Genomic DNA, 20644 nt, shown 5'->3' with positions numbered 1-20644 from the left:
TGTTCTTGTGTGATCAATAGCACACTGTTAGCTTCATGGGTATATCGCGTATCATTTTGGGTGAGGGGCACCCGTCTCATGGAACTGAGTTTATTTCTTTCAATGGTAGGTTTTCTCTGGGTTGCTGCTATTACCCCCGGTCCGAACAATATGTTGCTGACCGCCGCGGGTGCCAACTTTGGTTTTATGCGCTCTATCTGGCTGATGTTAGGCATTATGTTAGGGATGCAAAGTATGCTGTTGTTGGTCGCTTTTGGTATCGGCGGCCTGATACTTATTTACCCTTCCCTCCATCTGATCCTGAAAATTCTGGGTAGTTTGTATCTACTGTGGCTGGCATGGAAGATTGCCACTTCTGCTTATGAGAAATTAGAAACCAACGTAGTTCCGCCAAAGCCGCTGCGTTTATATCAGGGCTGGCTATTACAGTTTCTTAATCCAAAAGCCTGGTTAATGGGATTAGGCTCAGTCGCCAGCTTCAGTATGGCGGGCGCGGATTATAATCATTCCATCGTCATGATCAGTCTGGGCATGTTTATGGTGAATCTGGTGGCCGGTATTATTTGGCTGGGTTTTGGCACTTTGATTGGCCGCCTGCTGCGCACCCGCCGCGCCTGGTTTACCTTTAATCTCTCGATGGGCTTGCTGACGGCAGCCTGTGTATTACTGATATGGCATTGATTAATCACTGGAGCTAATTGATGGCCTATAACTATACCCTGGGCAGCAATGAAGATCCGGTTACCGGCTCTGCCCATTGCACATTAATGCCGTATTGGGTGGCCCGGCTGGGGAAAGCGCCGCTACATGCTCGGCAGATATCAGCACGGGGGGGGAGCTATTCTGCACCTTAGCCGGTGATCGCACCCTGATTGCCGGTGAGGCCCGAATTTTCATGAAAGGTGAGGTATCTCTTCTGACTTGACACCGCTATCACCAATGACTTTGGGTTATAGATCCATAAGTTAACCGAATAGACCATCCCGCCAGACTTTACTTATTATTTAAAGGAATAAAGAATATTTTTTTATTCCTTTTGTCATATTACTCCTTCAGGTAACACTGTCATTTCAGCGCGCCGGGTGCGCTTAGGGTCGCAACAATAGCGAATGACACTGTTAATCGAGCGGAGTGAACCATGGCGATAACCTTTTCTTTTATGAGTATTACCACCGCAATACGCGGCTTCTTAGGGGCCGGTGGCGCACTCCTGGCCCTGTCACTGGTTGCCACCAGTGCGCATGCTGTCGATGTCACAGTGGCTTACCAAACTTCGGCTGAACCGGCCAAGGTTGCTCAGGCGGATAACAGCTTTGCCAAATTGTCTGGTGCTAAAGTGGATTGGCGCAAGTTTGATAGTGGTTCCAGCGTGGTCAGAGCATTAGCCTCCGGTGATGTGCAGATTGGCAATATTGGCTCCAGCCCACTGGCGGTTGCCGCCAGCCAGAATGTCCCGATTGAGGTTTTTCTACTGGCCTCACAGTTGGGCAGTTCTGAAGCATTGGTGGTGAAAAAAGAGATCAAAACGCCGCAAGATTTAATCGGTAAACGCATTGCCGTGCCGTTTATCTCCACCACGCATTACAGTCTACTGGCAGCCCTGAAGCATTGGGGGATCAAGCCGGGTCAGGTCACTATCCTCAACTTGCAACCGCCCGCTATCGCTGCCGCCTGGCAACGAGGGGATATTGATGGCGCTTATGTTTGGGCTCCTGCCGTTAACGAATTAGCCAAAACCGGTACGGTATTGACCGATTCCGCACAAGTAGGGCAATGGGGCGCGCCAACACTGGATGTGTGGGTGGTGCGCAAGGACTTCGCAGCAGCACATCCTGAGGTGGTTACCGCCTTTGCTCGCAGTGCATTGGCCGCACAAGGGGCGTATCTGGCACAGCCTGAGCAGTGGCTAAAAAACCAGCAACATTTGAGCCGGCTGTCCCGCTTAAGTGGCGTCCCGACCGACCAAATACCGGAACTGGTGAAAGGGAATACTTACCTGCCGGTGGCTGAGCAGATAACACAACTGGGCCAGCCAGTGGATCAAGCTATCCGCGATACGGCTGCGTTCCTGAAAGAGCAGGGTAAGATCCCGCAAGTTGCCAGTGATTATCATGATTTTGTTACTGATCGCTTTGTGAAAGAAGTTCAGGCCACACCGCAGCCCTAGGAGCCACCATGCTAAACGTGCGCGGCCTGTGGGCCGAATATCAGGGCAAACCTGCCTTACAGGATGTGTCATTACAAATCGCATCCGGACAGTTGGTCGTGGTATTGGGGCCATCGGGCTGTGGCAAAACCACGTTATTAAATTTGATTGCCGGGTTTATGGAGCCTTCATCTGGCAGCATCACTCTGGATAATATTCCGGTTCACGGCCCAAGTGCCGAGCGGGGAGTGGTGTTCCAGCATGAGGGTTTACTGCCGTGGCGCGATGTGGTCAGTAATGTCGAGTTTGGCCTGCAACTGACCGGATTAAATAAAAAACAGCGGCGTGAAATCGCCCTGAAAATGCTTAATCGGGTCGGGTTAGCCGGCTTTGAGCATCACGCTATTTGGCAGCTTTCCGGCGGTATGCGCCAGCGGGTGGGGATTGCGCGTGCGCTGGCGGTCTCCCCGCGCTTACTGCTGTTGGATGAACCTTTCGGCGCACTGGATGCGTTTACCCGCGAGCAGATGCAAGAGCTGCTGCTGACCATCTGGCGTGATACCGGTAAACAAATTCTACTGATTACTCATGATATTGAAGAAGCGGTATTTCTCGCCAGCGAGTTATTGCTGTTGTCGCCGGGGCCTGGGCAGGTGGTCGAACGGCTATCGCTGAACTTTGGCCAACGCTATGCCGAGGGTGAACCTTGCCGCGCTATTAAGTCAGACCCTGAATTTATCGCCCGCCGCGAATACGTGTTGGGCAAAGTCTTCCAGCAGCGGGAGGTTCTGATATGAGCCTGCACAGCACGTTGCATCATCAAACCACGCCTTTGCCAGCCACTGATGCGCCGCGCACCGGGCATCCAACCCGCAAAAAGGCGACCCGCCATTTACCGGCAGCGAAAGGTTTGTGGCTTAGTATCATCACGTTAACGTTGGTGGTAGCCCTGTGGTGGGCGGTGACGGCTTTACAGCTTATCAGCCCACTGTTTTTACCCGCGCCGCAACAGGTATTGCATCAATTACGGGTGATTGCCAGCCCACAGGGGTTTATGGATGCCACGTTATGGCAGCATTTGGCGGCCAGTTTGGGGCGAATTTTAGTCGCATTATTTGCCGCAGTGGCGCTCGGTGTCCCCACCGGTATTGCGATGGGCCTAAATAGTACGGTTCGCGGTGTGCTGGACCCCTTGATCGAGATTTACCGCCCGGTGCCACCGTTGGCCTATTTACCCCTTATGGTTATCTGGTTTGGTATTGGCGAAACCTCAAAAATTCTGCTGATTTATCTGGCGATATTTGCGCCGGTGACACTGGCAGCGGTTGCTGGTGTGCGCAGTGTGGCGCAGGTTCGGATAAGAGCGGCCCGCGCATTAGGGGCCAGCCGCGGGCAAGTTTTATGGTTTGTGGTACTGCCCAGCGCCTTGCCGGAAATCCTAACCGGTATCCGCATTGGCTTGGGTGTCGGTTGGTCAACGCTAGTCGCGGCTGAGTTAATCGCTGCCACTCGGGGACTGGGTTTTATGGTGCAGTCCGCCGGTGAGTTTCTTGCGACCGACGTGGTGATTGCCGGTATCAGTGTGATCGCCATTATCGCTTTTGGTATGGAATTAAGTTTGCGGGCGATACAACGCCGCTTAACGCCTTGGTATGGAGCACAACAATGAATGAACGTTTGGTCGTGACCCCGTTAGGGCCATATATTGGCGCGCAGGTTGAGAATATTAATATTGCCCGCCCGTTAGGGGATAGCCAGTTTGAGCAGCTTTATCACGCGTTGCTTAGGCATCAGGTGCTGTTTTTCCGTAATCAACCGATCACGCCGCTACAGCAGCGCGAGTTAGCCGGGCGTTTTGGTGATCTACATATTCATCCGGTTTATCCGCACACTAAAGAGTGCGAAGAGATTATCGTGCTGGATACCCACGACCATAATCCGCCGGATAATGATAACTGGCATACTGACGTTACGTTTATCGAAAATCCGCCATTGGGCGCGATCCTGGCCGCCAAGCAGTTACCACCCACTGGTGGCGATACCTTGTGGAGTAGCGGAATTGCGGCTTATGAGGCGCTTTCTGCCCCATTTAAACAGTTATTGGCGGGTTTGCAGGCCGAGCACGACTTCACCCATTCTTTCCCTGAGCACAAACACCGTGCAACGCCGGAAGAGCATCAGCGTTGGCTACTGGCAAAAGAGAACAATCCGCCGAGGTTACACCCAGTGGTACGTACTCATCCGGTGACGGAGCGTCAAGCGTTGTTTGTCAATGAAGGATTCACCACCCGAATAGTTGACCTGAGTGATAAAGAGAGTGATGCGTTACTGCGTTTTCTTTTTGCCCATACCACCAAACCGGAGTTTCAGGTGCGTTGGCGCTGGCAGCAGGATGATGTGGCTATCTGGGATAACCGGGTCACCCAACACTACGCCAATGCAGATTATCTGCCACAGCGGCGGGTGATGCATCGGGCGACTATTCTCGGGGATAGGCCGGTGTACCGGCCTTAATCGGCTATTTTATTTGCCATTTTGAACTTGGGCAGTGCTAAAAATCCTCACGTACTTTGTGTACACTCCGGTTTTTACGCGCTGGCCGCATTCAAACTGCCTGCAACAACCACGCCCATTGAGAGTGGTTTTTGGGTGGGTATTATTTATTATTCAATAACATACGGGAAGCCGTTTCAACGGCATCAACGGTGATGTCATCGACCTGTGGCCCTGCATGCAACAAAACATGGCGGGTTAACGGGTACCAACGCCGGTATTTCTCTGGCCGAGCCTCAAACAGCGCGACCACCGGTATTTGCAACGCTGAGCTGATATGTACCGGCGCGCTATCCGCCGAGATAACCAAGTCCAATTGACTGGCGGCTGCCACGAACTCATCCACCGAGGGGGTTAACAGCGCCCGGCCCTGGATGCTGGCCAATTGCTGTTCACTCGGTGGCGCGGTTGGGTCAGATAAAATCACTATATCGGCCTGATCACTGAGTTTCAGCGCCAATTGTTGCCACTTCTCCCAGCTCCAACGCCGTTGCGGTGATTTGTTCGACACAAACAACCCGATACGCGGTCGGTTTTTTTCGCCTAGTTCTGACTGCCATTTTACCTGTAATTGTGGGTCAGGATAGATATGCAGCTTAAGTGTATTGATATCTACTGGCCCCAGTTCGGGTATTAGCGAAAAACCAGACAGTGCCTCATGACGTATGGGCCGATTGGCAACATGGTCAGGATTGCGATCGTCAAACTCACTGACAGGGGTATGCCAGCGGCTATCAGCCACATTAAGTTGTTTAGCAAACTGAATACTGTTTTTGTTCATGCCGCCGTTAGGAATAACCAACAGATTAAAGCGCAAACGCCGCAGCTGCCAAATTAGGGCCAGCCGCTCAAACAGGGCCTTAAGCCTGCCGGGTTGTTGGTTTCTTTCACACTGCTTACTGTAAACATAAGTATGAACCGCGCTGACATCGGGGTTACGTGCCAGTGCGGCGCGATTGTATTTATTCGCTAACACATGAATTTCGGCCGTAGGCCAGCGCAGCTTGAGTGCATGTAGTAAAGCAGTGGTGCATATTATGTCGCCAAGGAAATCAATGCGGATAACCAAAATGCGCTGCATTTATACCTATTCCCAGAAAAAATTTTATGCCTTATTAAACATGAAATTTTCCTGAGTAATAACAAAAATAAATGTATATTTAATATCTATTCACACTGCGAATGCTTTTGTCGCGCATAACGCGCGATAGTTAGCAAGCAACGCAGTGCCCGCCAGAACGCATGTATATCACCAACACCACGGAACAGGGCTGAGTGTAGCCCCAATTGGCTAAACCTGGCTGCCAGCGCACTGCGTTCCGGTGATGCGGGTAATTTTTTGCGCATCAGCCCTAAAAAATGGCCACTTTCCTGATTAGCATGACGGAATAGAGCATGGCGTAAGCGGGGCTCTACTGTTCCGGCGATATCAACCAACCCTTTGATAATATGGATATAACTACTCGCCCGGTGCAAGAGGTTTTGAGTTGAATGGGAGTGAGTGATCGACGTGGGATTGGTACGGTAGCCATAAAATGGCGCGGCACAGTAGCCGACACGTTGCGCTACTAATGCCAGTTGAGTTGTCCACAGGATATCTTCATGTAACATGCCGGGGATGAATGCCAATTGATGGGTGGTGATCAGATCACGGCGAATCAGTTGCAGCCATGCATAATGTGGCCATTCATGGTGTGCCACACTACCAATAACCCACCGTTTGCCACTGAGAACCTGCCCCCAAGACTGCTTATGCAACAATGAGCCGCCGGTGGGCTGATGGGGGTCGGTGCTGAAGGGATAACCATTGCCAATCAGTAAGTCGAGTTGCTGTTGATTAGCCTGCTGTAGCCAGGTTGATAAAGCATCGGGAGCCAGCCAATCGTCCCCATCGGCAAAAGCAACCCAAGTTCCGGTAGCTCGAGCTATTCCGGCGTTACGGGCGGCGGAAAGCCCTTGATTCTGCTGATTAACAATGATGAGTCGCGAGTCACGGCGTGCGGCGTCTTCCAATACCGAAAGACTGTTATCAGTCGAGCCATCATTAACCGCGATAATCTCTAATGATGGACCAGACTGATTACATAACGAGTCGAGCAGTGGCGTGAGATACGGCATACTGTTAAATACCGGCATCACGACGGTAATATCCTTTTTATTCATAACCTTATTATCCTTAATAGAGGCTTTTACCCGTCATCCTTCAAGTTGCAGATTTATCTCTCCTTTACCACCTTTTGCATCTTGAGATCTATTGGGGCTGTTTTGAACGGCGGATTACTCCGCTTCAAATATTTTGGTAATACTCTCTAGCTGCTCTTGGGCATCCAGCCAATGCATTTCCGTCTCTTCCAGTTGGGATTTCACTTGCGTCTGCTGTTGCAGGCACTGGGTTAGATCGGCTTTACGGGCAATATCGTACAAAGCGGGATCAGCCAGTTGTTCTTCGATAGCCGCCAGCTCTGCACTGAGCTTATCCATCTGCTTTTCCAATGTCATGATTTTTTTACGTAATGGCTGAGTCTGGCTACGGAACTCGGCATCACGGCGTTTTTGATCTTTCCGTTGCTGCGCACTGTTGCCGGATAGCTCTTTTGTCGGGTTATCCTGCTGGCTTTGCTGACGTTGTACATCCACCAAAAACTGTTGGTAATCCTCTAAGTCGCCGTCGAACTGTTCAACTTTGCCGTCATGCACCAGATAAAGATCATCGGTGGTGGAGCGCAGTAAATGACGATCATGGGAAACCACCACCAATGCGCCTTCAAAATCCATCAAGGCTTCGGTCAGAGCCTGACGCATATCAAGATCAAGGTGGTTGGTTGGCTCATCGAGCAGCAACAGGTTAGGGCGCTGCCAGATAATCAGTGCCAGCACCAGACGTGCCTTCTCACCACCGGAGAAGCGGGCCGTCGGATCGGTAACTTGATCGCCCTGAAAACCGTAGCCACCCAAATAGTCGCGCAGTTGTTGTTCCGGTTCTTTGGGGGCCAGACGGCTCATATGCTGTAACGGCGATTCATCCGCCCGCAGGAATTCAAGCTGATGTTGAGCGAAGTAACCCAGCTTAACCCCTTTGGATAAGCCGATTTCACCACTTTGTGGTTCTAACGTACCCGCCAACAGCTTAATCAGGGTTGATTTACCGGCACCATTGCGACCCAACAGACCAATGCGTGAACCGGGCACCAGATTAAGTTTAATCGACTCTAAAATAGTGCGATCGCCATAGCCGGCGCAGACTTTTTCCATGCGTAGCAGGGGATCGGGCAGGCTTTCCGGCGTGCGGAAACTGAAGTGGAACGGGTTATCAACATGGGCTGGCGCAATCAGCTCCATCCGTTCCAGCATTTTGATGCGACTCTGGGCTTGTTTGGCTTTGGTCGCCTGTGCCCGGAAACGGTCGATATAGCTTTGTAAATGCGCCACTTTTTCTTGCTGATGCTGATACATCGACTGCTGTTGCGACAGTTTTGTGGCACGCTGACGTTCGAAGGATGAATAGTTACCGGTATATTCATTCAGCGTTTGCTGTTCAATATGCAGAATCTTATCGATAATAGGATCGAGGAAATCACGGTCATGGGAAATCAGAACCAGTGTTCCAGCGTAGCTTTTTAGCCATTTCTCTAACCAGATCACCGCATCCAAATCTAAATGGTTGGTCGGTTCATCCAGCAGCAGCAAATCAGAGCGGCAAAGTAGCGCTTGGGCCAGGTTAAGGCGCATACGCCAGCCGCCGGAAAATGAACGTACCGGCTGTTGTAATTGATCTTGAGAAAAGCCCAGTCCGTGTAGCAAACTGGCGGCACGGGATTGAATAGTCCAGGCATGGATGGCATCCAGCTTGCCGTGTATCGTGGCAATGGCATGGCCGTCGTTTTTTTCATTGGCGGCCTGAAGTTCGGCCTCCAACTGGCGATATTCGCGGTCACCGTCGATGACATACTCTATCGCCGGAACATCCAGTGCCGGGGTCTCCTGATTAACCCAGGCCAGCGCCCAGTTACTGGGAAAAGTGGCATTGCCCCCATCGGCGCTCAGTTCGCCTTTGAGCAACGCCAGCAGAGTGGATTTACCACAACCGTTTTTACCAACCAGCCCGACTTTTTGGCCAGGATTAATCGTTGCTGTCGCGTTGTCCAGCAAGACCCGAGTACCACGTCGAATTTGAAGCGAAGAAAAAACAATCATAGAGTGCCGTATGTTAAATTGTCATTATGTTAGGGTAAACAGGGTGTTTAGTGCCCTATTTTTAGTCTTTGCGGAGCATGGTAACGGAAAAACCGGAGCCTGACGACGCTTTGGAGGGGAATGATGTCGCAGCCACCCAAGGTTTTGCTGCTGTATGCCCATCCGGAATCACAGGACTCGGTAGCCAACCGGGTTTTACTGCAACCGGTGCAGCAATTAGAACATGTCACTGTGCACGATCTTTACGCACACTATCCGGATTTCTTTATTGATATTCATCATGAGCAGCAATTGCTACGTGAGCATCAAATTATTGTCTTTCAACACCCCTTATACACTTATAGCTGCCCGGCATTACTGAAAGAATGGCTGGATCGGGTATTGGCGCGTGGCTTTGCTAATGGGGTGGGGGGCGATGCCCTGGCGGGTAAATATTGGCGTTCGGTCATTACCACCGGTGAGCCGGAAGGCGCTTACCGGGCGGGGGGCTATAATCGCTATCCGATGGAAGACATTTTACGGCCTTTCGAATTGACGGCGGCGATGTGTCATATGCATTGGATGAATCCAATTATTGTTTACTGGGCACGGCGTCAAAAGCCGGAAGTCTTAGCCAGCCATGCGCAAGCCTATGCGCAGTGGTTACAATCACCGCTGCCTACGGGAGGGCATTGATATATGGAAGGCTCAGCGCTACTTACCGCCATTATGTTGTTCCTGTTTGCTGCCGTGGTGGCGGTTCCCATCGCCCAGCGGCTGGGTATTGGTGCAGTATTGGGCTATTTGATAGCCGGTATTGCCATCGGCCCGTGGGGATTGGGCTTTATCCGTGATGTCGATGAAATCCTTCACTTTTCCGAATTAGGTGTGGTGTTCCTGATGTTTATCATCGGGTTGGAATTGAATCCGGCCAAGCTGTGGCAGTTGCGGCGCTCTATTTTCGGTGTCGGGGCCGGTCAGGTAGTGCTAACGGCGGCGGTGTTGGGCGCATTGCTTTATTTCAGCCAATTTGCCTGGCAGGCGGCGGTTATCGGTGGTATTGGCCTGGCGATGTCCTCGACGGCGATGGCGCTACAACTGATGCGGGAAAAAGGCATGAACCGTAGCGAGGGCGGGCAACTCGGCTTCTCGGTTTTACTCTTTCAGGACATGGCGGTTATCCCTGCGTTGGCTCTGATCCCGATTCTGGCCGGTGGCGGAGGGGGAGCCAACGACTGGGCCAGGATTGGTCTAAAAGTTGCCGCGTTTGCTGGCATGTTAATTGGTGGTCGCTACCTACTGCGCCCATTATTCCGCTATATCGTTGCCTCCGGTGTGCGGGAGGTTTTTACCGCCGCGGCCTTGTTGGTGGTCTTGGGTTCGGCACTGTTTATGGATGCACTGGGCCTGTCGATGGCGCTCGGGACATTTATCGCCGGGATTCTGCTGGCGGAAAGCGAGTTCCAGCACGAACTGGAAATTGCTATCGAACCCTTTAAAGGGTTGCTGCTCGGGTTATTCTTCATCTCAGTCGGTATGGCGCTGAATCTTGGTGTGCTGTTCACTCACTTGCTGGATGTGTTATTAGGTGTGCTGGCACTGGTACTTATCAAAGGTGCAGTATTGTATGGCCTGGCACGGACATTTGGCTTGCGCCGTTCGGTGCGACTGCAATTTGCCGGGGTGCTCAGTCAGAGCGGCGAGTTTGCTTTTGTCTTGTTCTCTGCGGCATTCTCTCAACATGTTTTGAATGCAGAACAATTGGCCTTGTTGCTGGTGGTGGTGACACTGTCGATGATGACCACACCGTTGCTGATGCAACTAATTGATCGCATTCTGATCCGTCGCTACAACGCGCAGGAAGAGAGCGATGAGAAGCCGTTTGTAGAGGATAATGACCCGCAGGTGATTATTGTCGGTTTCGGGCGGTTTGGTCAGGTGATTGGCCGCCTGCTGATGGCGAACAAAATGCGTATTACCGTGCTGGAACGTGATGTCAGCGCCGTCAGTGTGATGCGCAAATACGGCTACAAGGTTTACTATGGCGATGCCACGGAACTGGAGCTGCTGCGTGCGGCAGGGGCAGAAAAAGCCAAAGCTATCGTTATCACTTGTAATGAGCCGGAAGACACTATGACGCTGGTACATTTATGTCAGCAGCACTTCCCGAATTTGCACATTCTGGCGCGAGCCAGAGGGCGTGTTGAAGCACATGAATTGCTGCAAAACGGCGTCAAGGATTTCACCCGTGAAACCTTTTCCAGTGCGTTGGAGTTGGGGCGCAAAACGTTATTAGAATTGGGTATGCATCCACATCAGGCCTATCGGGCGCAACAGCATTTCCGTCGGCTCGATATGCGTATGTTACGTGAACTGATGCCGCAACATCATGGCGATGTGGCGCAAATATCCAGAATTAAAGAAGCCCGCCGTGAACTGGAAGATATTTTCCAACGAGAAATGCTGCATGAAAGTAGGCAATTAGATGGGTGGGATGAATACGAATAATATCGGAGAAAACAATGATAATTACGCCAAATAATAAGGTAAAAACACGTAAAAGGTTTATCGCCGGAGCTGTCTGCCCGCAGTGTAAGGCATTGGACACACTGGCTTTATGGCGTGAAGATCAGGTTGAAGTGGTGGAGTGTGTTAAGTGTGGTCACCATCAGCGTCAGACGGATGAACAGGTCAATCAACACCTCCGTCCACATGAACAAGTGATAGGCATTTTCCATCCGGAGTAGCGTTATCCTTCGCGATTTTTTATGCTAAAGGGTACAGCGGTGCAGATTTCCGCTACAATCTGTGCCAATTTTTGTTCCAAGGGTAGGAGATATCATGAAAGTAGCAAAAGACTTGGTGGTCAGCCTGGCTTACCAGGTACGTACAGAAGACGGTGTGTTAGTTGATGAGTCTCCGGTGAGTGCGCCGTTGGACTACCTGCACGGACACGGTTCCCTGATCGCGGGTTTAGAAAAGGCACTCGAAGATCACGAAGCTGGCGACGTCTTTGATGTCCGTGTGAATGCAGACGAAGGTTACGGCAGCTATGATGAAAATCTGGTGCAGCGCGTGCCGAAAGATGTATTTATGGGCGTTGACGAGCTGGAAGTTGGTATGCGTTTCCTGGCTGATACCGATCAAGGTCCAGTACCGGTAGAAATCACTGCTGTTGAAGACGAGCACGTAGTGGTTGATGGTAACCACATGCTGGCGGGTCAGGATTTAAACTTCCACGTTGAAGTGGTTGCTATCCGTGAAGCAACAGAAGAAGAGCTGCAACATGGCCACGTACATGGTGAGCATGATAGTCACCACGAACACGGTGATGGTTGCTGCGGCGGCCATGGCCATGATGACCATGAAGAAAGCCATAAAGAAAGCCATGAACAGGCCAAAGGCGGTTGTGGTAAAGGCGGCTGTGGCTGTCACTAAAATCTGACTTTGTCAGTCAAAAGCCAGCCTTGCGGCTGGCTTTTTGCTATCCGCATTAATAATGCGGGGGCGGTGTCTCTTCTGCTGGCGAGGCCATCATGGAGGACTGAGACTCTCGTAGTTTATCGGTCAATAAACGTAGGTGATCCCGCAGTTTGGCCATTTCCATCTGGTGCTTTGTCACGATCGCATTGAGTTCTTCAATCGTCACTTCCTGAAATGCCAGACGGCTCTCCAGCATTTCCAGTCGTTGCTCAAACAGGGCCTGTTCCATCTTGTCTCCTCTCATGACTGCAAATGATGCCGCTACACTTGGCGTAACAGCGAACCCTACCTTTGGGTTATTTTTCGCTCGGTGGAAGTATAGCAAAAATGGCAGAACAGGCTAGATTCTATCGGTAAAGGCGCATGATTACCCGGTAAGAGAGCAAGATATCTGTAAAAACGAAACTTATTGTAGTAAAAAAAGTCTTAATATCACTTAATAGCATGAGTATTGAGATTGTTTTGTGTTCACACAGACAGTTATAGTACAAGTTACTCTTAAAATCGTTGCTTGGGGTAAGAGTCCTTAAGCCAATGGAGAAATGGATGAAATCACTGTTTAAAGTAACGCTACTGGCTACCACCATGGCGCTGACCCTGAATACTTCTGCTACTTTCGCTGCTGAAGCAGCCAAAACCGCAGATGCGCCCGCAACGACCAATAGCGCATTTAAGAATGATGACCAGCAATCTGCTTATGCATTAGGGGCATCACTGGGGCGTTACATGGATAACTCCCTGAAAGAACAAGAAAAGCTAGGGATTAAACTGGATAAAGACCAGTTGATCGCTGGTGTACAGGATGCCTTTGCCAGCAAAAGCAAACTGACTGACGAAGAAATTGAAAAAACGCTGCAAGGTTTTGAAGCTCGCGTAAAAGCATCTGCTCAGGCAAAAATGGAGCAAGATTCTAAAGAAAACGCGGATAAGGGCGCTAAGTACCGCGAGACTTTCGCTAAAGAAAAAGATGTGAAGAAAACGGAATCTGGCTTGCTTTACAAAGTTGAGAACGCCGGTACTGGTGATGCACCAAAAGACAGCGACACCGTTGTAGTTAACTACAAAGGGACTCTGACTGATGGTACTGAGTTTGATAACTCTTACAAACGCGGTGAGCCGCTGTCATTCCGTCTTGATGGTGTCATCCCAGGTTGGACTGAAGGCCTGAAGCAAATCAAGAAAGGCGGCAAAATCACTCTGGTTATCCCACCAGAACTGGCTTACGGCAAAACTGGCGTTCCAGGCATCCCTGCTAACTCTACTCTGGTATTCGAAGTAGAACTGCTGGATATTAAAGCCGCGCCTAAAGCCGATGCTTCAGCAGAACAGCCTGCTGCCGCTGCGGACGCAAAAGCGAAGAAGTAATTCAGCTTAGATAAACGTTCTGCCATATAACCGCTGCGATAATTGTCGTGGCGGTTTTTTTTGCGGCATATCTATCAATTTGCACTTCTGCTCGTTGATAACTTGACGGTTTATGGCTTGTGGGCTTAACGTCAATAGCACATGTAAACGCAAGGATTTTATCTCGGCATATTTGCTAGACTTAAAATCTAAGATATTGAGTTATGAGTCTGCCAACGATATTGAGACAGGCTTTACGTAGAGGATGGTGTCTTCGATGTCTAATTCGCTTCTCAGTAGCGAAACCAGTGAACTGGATTTACTGGATGAACGTCCGTTCAGTCAGACGGACCATGAAATACTAAAATCATACGAAGCTATCGTTGATGGTTTGGCGATGCTTATTGGCGGTCACTGTGAAATTGTTCTGCATTCACTGGAAGACCTGAAAAGCTCTGCGGTAAGAATTGCTAATGGTGAACACACTGGAAGGCAAATTGGTTCGCCAATAACCGATCTGGCCCTGCGGATGTTGCACGATATGGCGGGTGCCGACAGCAGTGTTTCAAGAGCTTATTTCACCCGAGCTAAAAGCGGCGTGTTGATGAAGTCGGTCACTATCGCTATCCGTAACCGCGACCAGCGCGTTATTGGCTTGCTGTGTATTAACATGAATCTGGATGTGCCTTTCTCACAAATCATGAAGACTTTCATGCCACCGGAAACTCAGGAAGTGGCTTCTTCGGTCAATTTTGCCTCATCGGTCGATGACCTGGTGGCGCAAACGCTGGAGTTTACCATCGAAGAAGTTAATGTCGATCGCAATGTCTCTAACAATGCGAAGAACCGTCAGGTTGTTCTCAATCTGTATGAAAAAGGTATTTTTGATATCAAAGATGCCATCAATCAGGTGGCTGAACGGCTTAATATCTCTAAACACACGGTTTATCTCTACATTCGCCAATTCAAAAGTGGCGACCTTGTGGGGCACGACCGTTAATGTCTGGGATGAAATATTGCCTGATGGTCACCGGGCCTGCTTATGGCACACAGCAGGCCAGCAGTGCTTATCAATTCGCCCAAGCCCTTGTAAATTCAGGTCATAATTTAGTCAGTGTCTTCTTCTACCGTGAAGGTGTACTGAATGCCAATCAATTAACCGCTCCAGCGAATGATGAATTTGATTTGGTACGGGCGTGGCAACAATTAGCGACTGAACATAAGGTTATGTTGAATGTTTGTGTGGCGGCAGCATTGCGCCGTGGCGTTATCGACCAACACGAAGCGCAACAGCTCAATTTGGCCGCGGCAAATTTACAACCCGGTTTTACCTTGAGTGGGTTGGGAGCGCTGGCCGAAGCCGCATTGACGTGTGACCGCATGGTGCAATTTTAATGACAATGAACCGTGTCGCTTTTGTTTTTACCCAAGGTCCGCACGGCAATTCGGCGGGGCGGGAAGGGTTGGATGCCTTACTGGCTACATCGGCATTAAGCGAAGATTTAGGCGTATTCTTTCTGTCAGATGGTGTTTTGCAGCTATTACCTCAGCAACAACCGGAAATAATTCTTGCCCGAAACTATATTGCTACTTTTGGTGTCTTACCGTTGTACGATGTCGAAAGTTGCTATATCTGCGAAGCTTCATTACAGCAGCGTGGATTGAGTGACGTGACGGATTGGGTACTTGATGTAGCGGTGCTATCTCCGGTAAATCTACGCCGCCAATTGGCAACTTATGATGTCGTGCTGACTTTTTAATGAGGTTTGGGTAGCCATAATGCTGTATACCGTCAGTCATTCTCCCTATCACTGCGATTTATCTGCGTTGCTGAGATTAGCGACATCCGAAGATGATATTCTTTTTTTGCAAGACGGCGTAATGGCGGTATTGAAAAACAGTGAAAGTCTTAAGCTGTTGTTAAATAACCCTACCTCGTTATTTGTATTAGAAAATGATGTTATTGCACGCGGCTTGGCTGGTCAAATTTCGGACAGCGCCACGCTAATCGGTTATACTCACTTCGTGGATTTGACCCTAAAACATCAGCAACAACTGGCGTGGTAATGCAGTCAATGCTGTATATTTCTTGACACCTTAGATAGTCAGCCATAAAATTCTGCGTCCTCGTTCTATGCCAGTAGTGCAAACGAGGGGGATTTATCATGTGTTTACGAAGCAAAAACCAGGAGCTTTTTTAATAATGGCAACGATTAACCAGCTGGTTCGCAAGCCACGCAGCATGAAGGTTGCTAAAAGCAACGTTCCTGCGCTGGAAGCATGCCCGCAGAAACGTGGTGTATGTACCCGCGTATATACCACCACCCCGAAAAAACCTAACTCCGCACTGCGTAAAGTTTGTCGTGTGCGTTTAACCAACGGTTTTGAAGTCACCTCCTACATCGGCGGTGAAGGTCATAACCTACAGGAACACTCCGTGATCCTGATCCGTGGCGGTCGTGTAAAAGACTTGCCAGGTGTGCGTTACCACACCGTCCGCGGCGCGCTTGACTGCTCAGGTGTTAAAGACCGTAAGCAATCACGTTCTAAGTACGGCGTGAAGAAGCCAAAGGCTTAATGGTTCTCCGTTAAGTAAGGCCAAACATTTTCACATTAATGTCAAAATAAACTCTTAGAGTTTTGGACAACCCTGAATTAACAACGGAGTATTTCCATGCCACGTCGTCGTGTAATTGGTCAACGTAAAATTTTACCCGATCCTAAGTTCGGATCTGAGCTGTTGGCTAAATTTGTCAATATCCTGATGGTAGATGGTAAAAAATCTACTGCAGAAGCAATCGTCTATACCGCGCTGGAGACCCTGGCTCAGCGTTCTGGTAAAGATTTTCTGGAAGCTTTCGAAGTAGCTCTGGACAACGTGCGCCCGACTGTCGAAGTTAAGTCTCGCCGCGTTGGTGGTTCTACTTATCAGGTACCAGTTGAAGTTCGTCCGGTTCGTCGTAATGCCTTGGCAATGCGTTGGATCGTTGATGCTGCTCGTAAACGCGGTGATAAATCCATGGCTTTGCGCTTGGCGAATGAACTGTCTGACGCAGCAGAGAACAAAGGTTCTGCTGTTAAGAAACGTGAAGACGTTCACCGTATGGCCGAAGCTAACAAGGCGTTCGCGCACTACCGCTGGTAATCACCACGCAGTAGTCATGCTAACCATGCGGGCGCTTTAATAAGCCAACCCGCATGGGTTAACCGAATGAACGCCCTAGGAATAGAGGAATCAAATGGCTCGTAAAACACCCATTGAGCGCTATCGTAATATCGGTATCAGCGCTCACATCGACGCCGGTAAGACAACCACTACCGAACGTATCCTGTTTTACACCGGTGTAAACCATAAGATCGGTGAAGTTCATAACGGCGCAGCCACTATGGACTGGATGGAACAGGAGCAGGAACGTGGTATTACCATTACTTCTGCGGCTACTACCTGCTTTTGGTCTGGTATGGCTAAACAGTACGAACCACATCACGTCAATATCATTGACACCCCTGGGCACGTTGACTTCACCATCGAAGTAGAACGTTCCATGCGTGTTCTTGACGGCGCGGTAATGGTTTACTGTGCAGTTGGTGGTGTTCAGCCACAGTCTGAGACCGTATGGCGTCAGGCGAACAAATATAAAGTTCCACGCATTGCATTCGTTAACAAAATGGACCGCATGGGTGCTAACTTCCTGAAAGTTGTTGGTCAGATTAAATCTCGTCTGGGCGCGAATCCAGTTCCATTGCAACTGGCAATCGGCGCGGAAGAGAAATTCACCGGTGTTATTGACCTGGTGAAAATGAAAGCGATCAATTGGAACGAAGCTGATCTGGGCGTGACCTTCGAATACGAAGAAATCCCTGCGGATATGGCTGAACTGGCTGCTGAATGGCACCAGAATCTGGTTGAATCTGCGGCAGAAGCGTCAGATGAGCTGATGGATAAATACTTGGGCGGCGAAGAGCTGACCGAAGTAGAAATCAAGAAAGCTCTGCGTCAACGTGTTCTGCGCAACGAAATCATCTTGGTTACCTGTGGTTCTGCGTTTAAAAACAAAGGCGTACAGGCAATGCTCGATGCAGTTATCGACTATCTGCCAGCACCAACTGACGTTGAAGCAATCAACGGTATTTTGGACGATGGTAAAGATACTCCGGCTATTCGTCATTCAGACGACAAAGAGCCGTTCTCTGCGTTGGCATTCAAAATTGCTACCGACCCGTTTGTGGGTAACCTGACGTTCTTCCGTGTGTACTCTGGTATTGTTAACTCCGGTGACACTGTGTTGAACTCAGTACGTTCACAGCGCGAGCGTTTGGGCCGTATCGTACAGATGCACGCAAACAAACGTGAAGAGATCAAAGAAGTTTATGCTGGCGACATCGCAGCAGCGATCGGTCTGAAAGATGTGACGACGGGTGACACTTTATGTGACCCAGCTAATCCGATCATCTTGGAACGTATGGAGTTCCCAGAGCCAGTAATCTCTGTTGCTGTTGAACCAAAAACCAAAGCCGACCAAGAAAAAATGGGTATGGCTCTGGGTCGTCTGGCAAAAGAAGATCCATCATTCCGCGTGTGGACTGACGAAGAATCTGGTCAGACTATCATCGCAGGTATGGGTGAGTTGCACTTGGATATCTTGGTTGACCGTATGCGCCGCGAATTTAGCGTGGAAGCAAACGTCGGTAAACCTCAAGTTGCATACCGTGAGACTATCCGCGATACCGTTAAGGACGTGGAAGGTAAGCACGCTAAGCAGTCAGGCGGTCGCGGTCAGTACGGTCATGTTGTTATCGACATGTCTCCGTTGCCACCGGGTGGTGTTGGGTATGAGTTTGTCAACGAAATCGTTGGTGGTTCTATTCCTAAAGAATTCATCCCGGCTGTTGATAAAGGTATCCAGGAACAACTGAAATCCGGTCCTCTGGCTGGTTATCCGGTTGTTGACGTTAAAGTCCGTCTGCACTACGGTTCTTACCATGATGTTGACTCCTCAGAATTGGCGTTTAAATTAGCCGGTTCTATCGCCTTCAAAGAAGGTTTCAAACGAGCTAAACCAGTTCTGCTTGAGCCAATCATGAAGGTTGAAGTCGAAACCCCTGAAGATTACATGGGTGACGTAATGGGCGACCTTAACCGCCGTCGCGGTATCATCGAAGGTATGGAAGATACTGCTACCGGTAAAACTGTTCGCGTCAAGGTTCCGTTGTCTGAAATGTTCGGTTATGCTACTGACCTGCGTTCTCAGACTCAGGGCCGTGCTTCTTACTCCATGGAATTCCTGGAGTATGCTGAAGCACCGAGTAACGTCGCTAAAGCCGTTATCGAAGCCCGTGGCAAATAAGCTTTCGGGTTTAAAACAATGATCCAGTGCTCTCTCATAAGTGGTAGAGCACCAGAGTAAGGAATATAGTCGTGTCTAAAGAAAAATTTGAACGTAACAAACCCCATGTAAACGTCGGTACTATCGGCCACGTTGACCATGGTAAAACCACCCTGACTGCTGCAATCACCACCGTACTGGCTAAAACCTACGGCGGTAGTGCTCGTGCTTTCGATCAGATCGATAACGCACCAGAAGAAAAAGCACGTGGTATCACCATCAACACTTCTCACGTTGAATATGATACCCCGGCGCGTCACTATGCGCACGTTGACTGCCCAGGGCATGCTGACTACGTTAAAAACATGATCACCGGTGCTGCTCAGATGGACGGCGCGATTTTGGTTGTTGCTGCGACTGATGGCCCTATGCCACAGACTCGTGAACACATCCTGTTGGGTCGCCAGGTTGGCGTTCCTTACATGATCGTATTCATGAACAAATGCGACATGGTTGATGATGAAGAGTTGCTGGAACTGGTTGAAATGGAAGTTCGTGAGCTTCTTTCAGCTTATGATTTCCCAGGCGATGACATTCCAGTAATCAAAGGTTCAGCACTGAAAGCATTGGAAGGCGTTCCTGAGTGGGAAGCTAAAATTATCGAACTGGCTGAAGCACTGGATAGCTATATTCCATTGCCAGAACGTGCTATCGATAAGCCATTCTTGCTGCCAATCGAAGACGTATTCTCTATCTCTGGCCGTGGTACTGTTGTAACGGGTCGTGTAGAGCGCGGTATTGTTAAAGTTGGTGAAGAAGTAGAGATCGTTGGTATCAAAGATACTGTTAAATCTACTTGTACTGGCGTTGAAATGTTCCGCAAACTGCTGGACGAAGGTCGTGCTGGTGAGAACGTTGGTGTTCTGCTGCGCGGTATCAAGCGTGAAGATATCGAACGTGGTCAAGTTCTGGCTAAACCAGGTTCTATCAAACCACACACTACCTTTGATTCAGAAGTTTATATTCTGAGCAAAGAAGAAGGTGGTCGTCATACTCCGTTCTTCAAAGGCTACCGTCCTCAGTTCTACTTCCGTACAACTGACGTAACCGGTACCATCGAACTGCCAGAAGGCGTTGAAATGGTGATGCCAGGTGACAACATCAACATGGTTGTTACTCTGATTCACCCAATCGCAATGGACGACGGCCTGCGTTTCGCAATCCGTGAAGGCGGCCGTACTGTAGGCGCTGGTGTTGTTGCTAAAGTTATCGCTTAATTGTTTTATTGATTAATTACTTTATTGATCAAGTAAAAGGGTGCTTCGGCACCCTTTTTTGTTGCCTAAAGAAAATAATCTTAATTGAAATAACTCGCATTCTTATTTACACTGTGGATACTGGTTAAGAAGTGAGTCATTTTATGTATGTTTGCCTGTGTAATGCGGTATCTGACAAAGTTATCCGTAAAGCTGTACGTCAGCACCATCCACATACCATTCAACAGTTGCGCCAATTAGTACCCATTGGTACAGACTGCGGGAAGTGCATTCGACAGGCCAGAGAAATCTTGATTGAGGAACGCGCTAACATTCCAGAGATGAATGATGTTGCCTAATAG

At 49.6% G+C, this 20644-nt stretch carries 23 protein-coding genes and 1 pseudogene; 20 read left to right on the top strand and 4 right to left on the bottom strand.

The genetic code is table 11. The features are described from left to right. Nucleotides 1-78 precede the first annotated feature (78 nt). The 6 genes and pseudogenes from AEP37_RS08530 to tauD all read left to right on the top strand — a co-directional run bounded on the left by AEP37_RS08530 (nucleotide 79) and on the right by tauD (nucleotide 4660). The gene (locus tag AEP37_RS08530) at nucleotides 79-681 is read left to right on the top strand and encodes a LysE family translocator (protein ID WP_049612357.1); all 603 of its coding nucleotides are present in this window, start codon (nucleotides 79-81) and stop codon (nucleotides 679-681) included. 32 nt (nucleotides 682-713) lie between these two features. After that, a pseudogene (locus tag AEP37_RS24750) lies at nucleotides 714-925 on the top strand (PhzF family phenazine biosynthesis protein); the annotation flags it as partial. Nucleotides 926-1138: 213 nt separating this feature from the next. Next, a complete protein-coding gene (tauA, locus tag AEP37_RS08525; protein WP_049612355.1) occupies nucleotides 1139-2167 on the top strand; it encodes a taurine ABC transporter substrate-binding protein in 1029 nt (342 codons plus the stop codon). Between the two features lie 8 nt (nucleotides 2168-2175). Next, nucleotides 2176-2943, top strand: a complete 768-nt coding sequence (gene tauB, locus AEP37_RS08520; protein ID WP_049612354.1) for a taurine ABC transporter ATP-binding subunit — start codon at nucleotides 2176-2178, stop codon at nucleotides 2941-2943. Then, entirely contained in the window at nucleotides 2940-3815 is an 876-nt protein-coding gene (tauC, locus tag AEP37_RS08515; protein ID WP_049612351.1) for a taurine ABC transporter permease TauC, read from the top strand. Before tauB ends, tauC begins: the two co-directional genes overlap by 4 nt. Then, on the top strand, nucleotides 3812-4660 hold the full coding sequence (tauD, locus tag AEP37_RS08510; protein WP_049612350.1) for a taurine dioxygenase: 849 nt from the start codon (nucleotides 3812-3814) through the stop codon (nucleotides 4658-4660). The genes tauC and tauD overlap by 4 nt, the downstream gene beginning before the upstream one ends. A gap of 142 nt (nucleotides 4661-4802) precedes the next feature. Here tauD and AEP37_RS08505 read toward each other — a convergent pair whose 3' ends face one another. The 3 genes from AEP37_RS08505 to AEP37_RS08495 all read right to left on the bottom strand — a co-directional run bounded on the left by AEP37_RS08505 (nucleotide 4803) and on the right by AEP37_RS08495 (nucleotide 8893). Then, nucleotides 4803-5780, bottom strand: a complete 978-nt coding sequence (locus tag AEP37_RS08505; protein ID WP_049612348.1) for a glycosyltransferase family 9 protein — start codon at nucleotides 5778-5780, stop codon at nucleotides 4803-4805. Nucleotides 5781-5866: 86 nt separating this feature from the next. Further along, nucleotides 5867-6862 carry a glycosyltransferase gene (locus tag AEP37_RS08500; protein ID WP_049612346.1) on the bottom strand — a complete coding sequence of 332 codons (996 nt, stop codon included), beginning with the start codon at nucleotides 6860-6862 and terminating at the stop codon, nucleotides 5867-5869. A 114-nt stretch (nucleotides 6863-6976) separates the two neighbouring features. Continuing rightward, nucleotides 6977-8893 (bottom strand): ABC transporter ATP-binding protein, encoded by a 1917-nt coding sequence (locus AEP37_RS08495; protein WP_049612344.1) that lies wholly within the window; start codon nucleotides 8891-8893, stop codon nucleotides 6977-6979. Nucleotides 8894-9016: 123 nt separating this feature from the next. Here AEP37_RS08495 and kefG point away from each other — a divergent pair, with 123 nt between their 5' ends. The 4 genes from kefG (at nucleotide 9017) to slyD (ending at nucleotide 12310) form a co-directional block, all read left to right on the top strand. Continuing rightward, entirely contained in the window at nucleotides 9017-9568 is a 552-nt protein-coding gene (gene kefG / locus AEP37_RS08490; protein WP_049612342.1) for a glutathione-regulated potassium-efflux system ancillary protein KefG, read from the top strand. A gap of 3 nt (nucleotides 9569-9571) precedes the next feature. Beyond that, nucleotides 9572-11380 (top strand): glutathione-regulated potassium-efflux system protein KefB, encoded by a 1809-nt coding sequence (gene kefB / locus AEP37_RS08485; protein WP_049612340.1) that lies wholly within the window; start codon nucleotides 9572-9574, stop codon nucleotides 11378-11380. A gap of 14 nt (nucleotides 11381-11394) precedes the next feature. Further along, on the top strand, nucleotides 11395-11619 hold the full coding sequence (locus AEP37_RS08480; RefSeq protein ID WP_049612338.1) for a YheV family putative zinc ribbon protein: 225 nt from the start codon (nucleotides 11395-11397) through the stop codon (nucleotides 11617-11619). Between the two features lie 94 nt (nucleotides 11620-11713). Beyond that, nucleotides 11714-12310: a peptidylprolyl isomerase gene (gene slyD, locus AEP37_RS08475; protein WP_049612337.1), complete on the top strand. Its 597-nt coding sequence runs from the start codon at nucleotides 11714-11716 to the stop codon at nucleotides 12308-12310. 55 nt (nucleotides 12311-12365) lie between these two features. Here the strand turns inward: slyD and AEP37_RS08470 are convergent, their stop codons facing one another. Continuing rightward, nucleotides 12366-12584, bottom strand: a complete 219-nt coding sequence (locus tag AEP37_RS08470; RefSeq protein WP_049612335.1) for a protein SlyX — start codon at nucleotides 12582-12584, stop codon at nucleotides 12366-12368. Nucleotides 12585-12901: 317 nt separating this feature from the next. On the opposite strand from AEP37_RS08470, the gene fkpA reads away from it, so the two are divergent. The 10 genes from fkpA to bfd all read left to right on the top strand — a co-directional run bounded on the left by fkpA (nucleotide 12902) and on the right by bfd (nucleotide 20641). Beyond that, complete coding sequence (fkpA, locus tag AEP37_RS08465; protein WP_049612333.1) at nucleotides 12902-13720, top strand: FKBP-type peptidyl-prolyl cis-trans isomerase; 819 nt, start codon at nucleotides 12902-12904, stop codon at nucleotides 13718-13720. Between the two features lie 256 nt (nucleotides 13721-13976). Continuing rightward, nucleotides 13977-14699 carry a helix-turn-helix transcriptional regulator gene (locus AEP37_RS08460; RefSeq protein ID WP_049612331.1) on the top strand — a complete coding sequence of 241 codons (723 nt, stop codon included), beginning with the start codon at nucleotides 13977-13979 and terminating at the stop codon, nucleotides 14697-14699. Continuing rightward, on the top strand, nucleotides 14699-15094 hold the full coding sequence (gene tusD, locus AEP37_RS08455) for a sulfurtransferase complex subunit TusD (protein ID WP_082170732.1): 396 nt from the start codon (nucleotides 14699-14701) through the stop codon (nucleotides 15092-15094). Before AEP37_RS08460 ends, tusD begins: the two co-directional genes overlap by 1 nt. Then, on the top strand, nucleotides 15094-15459 hold the full coding sequence (tusC, locus tag AEP37_RS08450) for a sulfurtransferase complex subunit TusC (protein WP_082170731.1): 366 nt from the start codon (nucleotides 15094-15096) through the stop codon (nucleotides 15457-15459). The genes tusD and tusC overlap by 1 nt, the downstream gene beginning before the upstream one ends. A gap of 19 nt (nucleotides 15460-15478) precedes the next feature. After that, the gene (tusB, locus tag AEP37_RS08445; protein WP_049612329.1) at nucleotides 15479-15766 is read left to right on the top strand and encodes a sulfurtransferase complex subunit TusB; all 288 of its coding nucleotides are present in this window, start codon (nucleotides 15479-15481) and stop codon (nucleotides 15764-15766) included. A 136-nt stretch (nucleotides 15767-15902) separates the two neighbouring features. Beyond that, nucleotides 15903-16277 (top strand): 30S ribosomal protein S12, encoded by a 375-nt coding sequence (gene rpsL, locus AEP37_RS08440; RefSeq protein WP_002212323.1) that lies wholly within the window; start codon nucleotides 15903-15905, stop codon nucleotides 16275-16277. A gap of 96 nt (nucleotides 16278-16373) precedes the next feature. Beyond that, entirely contained in the window at nucleotides 16374-16844 is a 471-nt protein-coding gene (rpsG, locus tag AEP37_RS08435) for a 30S ribosomal protein S7 (RefSeq protein WP_002212324.1), read from the top strand. Nucleotides 16845-16938: 94 nt separating this feature from the next. Next, nucleotides 16939-19047, top strand: a complete 2109-nt coding sequence (gene fusA / locus AEP37_RS08430) for an elongation factor G (protein WP_049612327.1) — start codon at nucleotides 16939-16941, stop codon at nucleotides 19045-19047. 71 nt (nucleotides 19048-19118) lie between these two features. Beyond that, the gene (gene tuf / locus AEP37_RS08425) at nucleotides 19119-20303 is read left to right on the top strand and encodes an elongation factor Tu (protein WP_049612324.1); all 1185 of its coding nucleotides are present in this window, start codon (nucleotides 19119-19121) and stop codon (nucleotides 20301-20303) included. A gap of 143 nt (nucleotides 20304-20446) precedes the next feature. Beyond that, a complete protein-coding gene (gene bfd, locus AEP37_RS24230; protein WP_004391429.1) occupies nucleotides 20447-20641 on the top strand; it encodes a bacterioferritin-associated ferredoxin in 195 nt (64 codons plus the stop codon). Nucleotides 20642-20644: the final 3 nt, after the last annotated feature.

It is taken from the genome of Yersinia pekkanenii, from assembly GCF_001152565.1.
Lineage (GTDB): Bacteria > Pseudomonadota > Gammaproteobacteria > Enterobacterales > Enterobacteriaceae > Yersinia > Yersinia pekkanenii.
The sequence above is the reverse complement of the archived record's forward strand: the minus strand, read 5'-3'. Positions and strand labels throughout refer to the sequence as shown.

What these genes read in the sequence shown, in the direction of transcription:
- fusA (WP_049612327.1), top strand. Translation starts at nt 16,939, where the DNA reads ATGGCTCGTAAAACACCCATTGAGCGCTATCGTAATATCGGTATCAGC.
- AEP37_RS08470 (WP_049612335.1), bottom strand. Translation starts at nt 12,584, where the DNA reads ATGGAACAGGCCCTGTTTGAGCAACGACTGGAAATGCTGGAGAGCCGT.
- tusB (WP_049612329.1), top strand. Translation starts at nt 15,479, where the DNA reads ATGCTGTATACCGTCAGTCATTCTCCCTATCACTGCGATTTATCTGCG.
- AEP37_RS08500 (WP_049612346.1), bottom strand. Translation starts at nt 6,862, where the DNA reads ATGAATAAAAAGGATATTACCGTCGTGATGCCGGTATTTAACAGTATG.
- tauB (WP_049612354.1), top strand. Translation starts at nt 2,176, where the DNA reads ATGCTAAACGTGCGCGGCCTGTGGGCCGAATATCAGGGCAAACCTGCC.
- AEP37_RS08460 (WP_049612331.1), top strand. Translation starts at nt 13,977, where the DNA reads ATGTCTAATTCGCTTCTCAGTAGCGAAACCAGTGAACTGGATTTACTG.
- slyD (WP_049612337.1), top strand. Translation starts at nt 11,714, where the DNA reads ATGAAAGTAGCAAAAGACTTGGTGGTCAGCCTGGCTTACCAGGTACGT.
- AEP37_RS08495 (WP_049612344.1), bottom strand. Translation starts at nt 8,893, where the DNA reads ATGATTGTTTTTTCTTCGCTTCAAATTCGACGTGGTACTCGGGTCTTG.
- bfd (WP_004391429.1), top strand. Translation starts at nt 20,447, where the DNA reads ATGTATGTTTGCCTGTGTAATGCGGTATCTGACAAAGTTATCCGTAAA.
- AEP37_RS08505 (WP_049612348.1), bottom strand. Translation starts at nt 5,780, where the DNA reads ATGCAGCGCATTTTGGTTATCCGCATTGATTTCCTTGGCGACATAATA.
- fkpA (WP_049612333.1), top strand. Translation starts at nt 12,902, where the DNA reads ATGAAATCACTGTTTAAAGTAACGCTACTGGCTACCACCATGGCGCTG.
- tauC (WP_049612351.1), top strand. Translation starts at nt 2,940, where the DNA reads ATGAGCCTGCACAGCACGTTGCATCATCAAACCACGCCTTTGCCAGCC.
- tusD (WP_082170732.1), top strand. Translation starts at nt 14,699, where the DNA reads ATGTCTGGGATGAAATATTGCCTGATGGTCACCGGGCCTGCTTATGGC.
- tauA (WP_049612355.1), top strand. Translation starts at nt 1,139, where the DNA reads ATGGCGATAACCTTTTCTTTTATGAGTATTACCACCGCAATACGCGGC.
- rpsL (WP_002212323.1), top strand. Translation starts at nt 15,903, where the DNA reads ATGGCAACGATTAACCAGCTGGTTCGCAAGCCACGCAGCATGAAGGTT.
- kefB (WP_049612340.1), top strand. Translation starts at nt 9,572, where the DNA reads ATGGAAGGCTCAGCGCTACTTACCGCCATTATGTTGTTCCTGTTTGCT.
- AEP37_RS08530 (WP_049612357.1), top strand. Translation starts at nt 79, where the DNA reads ATGGAACTGAGTTTATTTCTTTCAATGGTAGGTTTTCTCTGGGTTGCT.
- rpsG (WP_002212324.1), top strand. Translation starts at nt 16,374, where the DNA reads ATGCCACGTCGTCGTGTAATTGGTCAACGTAAAATTTTACCCGATCCT.
- tauD (WP_049612350.1), top strand. Translation starts at nt 3,812, where the DNA reads ATGAATGAACGTTTGGTCGTGACCCCGTTAGGGCCATATATTGGCGCG.
- kefG (WP_049612342.1), top strand. Translation starts at nt 9,017, where the DNA reads ATGTCGCAGCCACCCAAGGTTTTGCTGCTGTATGCCCATCCGGAATCA.
- tusC (WP_082170731.1), top strand. Translation starts at nt 15,094, where the DNA reads ATGACAATGAACCGTGTCGCTTTTGTTTTTACCCAAGGTCCGCACGGC.
- AEP37_RS08480 (WP_049612338.1), top strand. Translation starts at nt 11,395, where the DNA reads ATGATAATTACGCCAAATAATAAGGTAAAAACACGTAAAAGGTTTATC.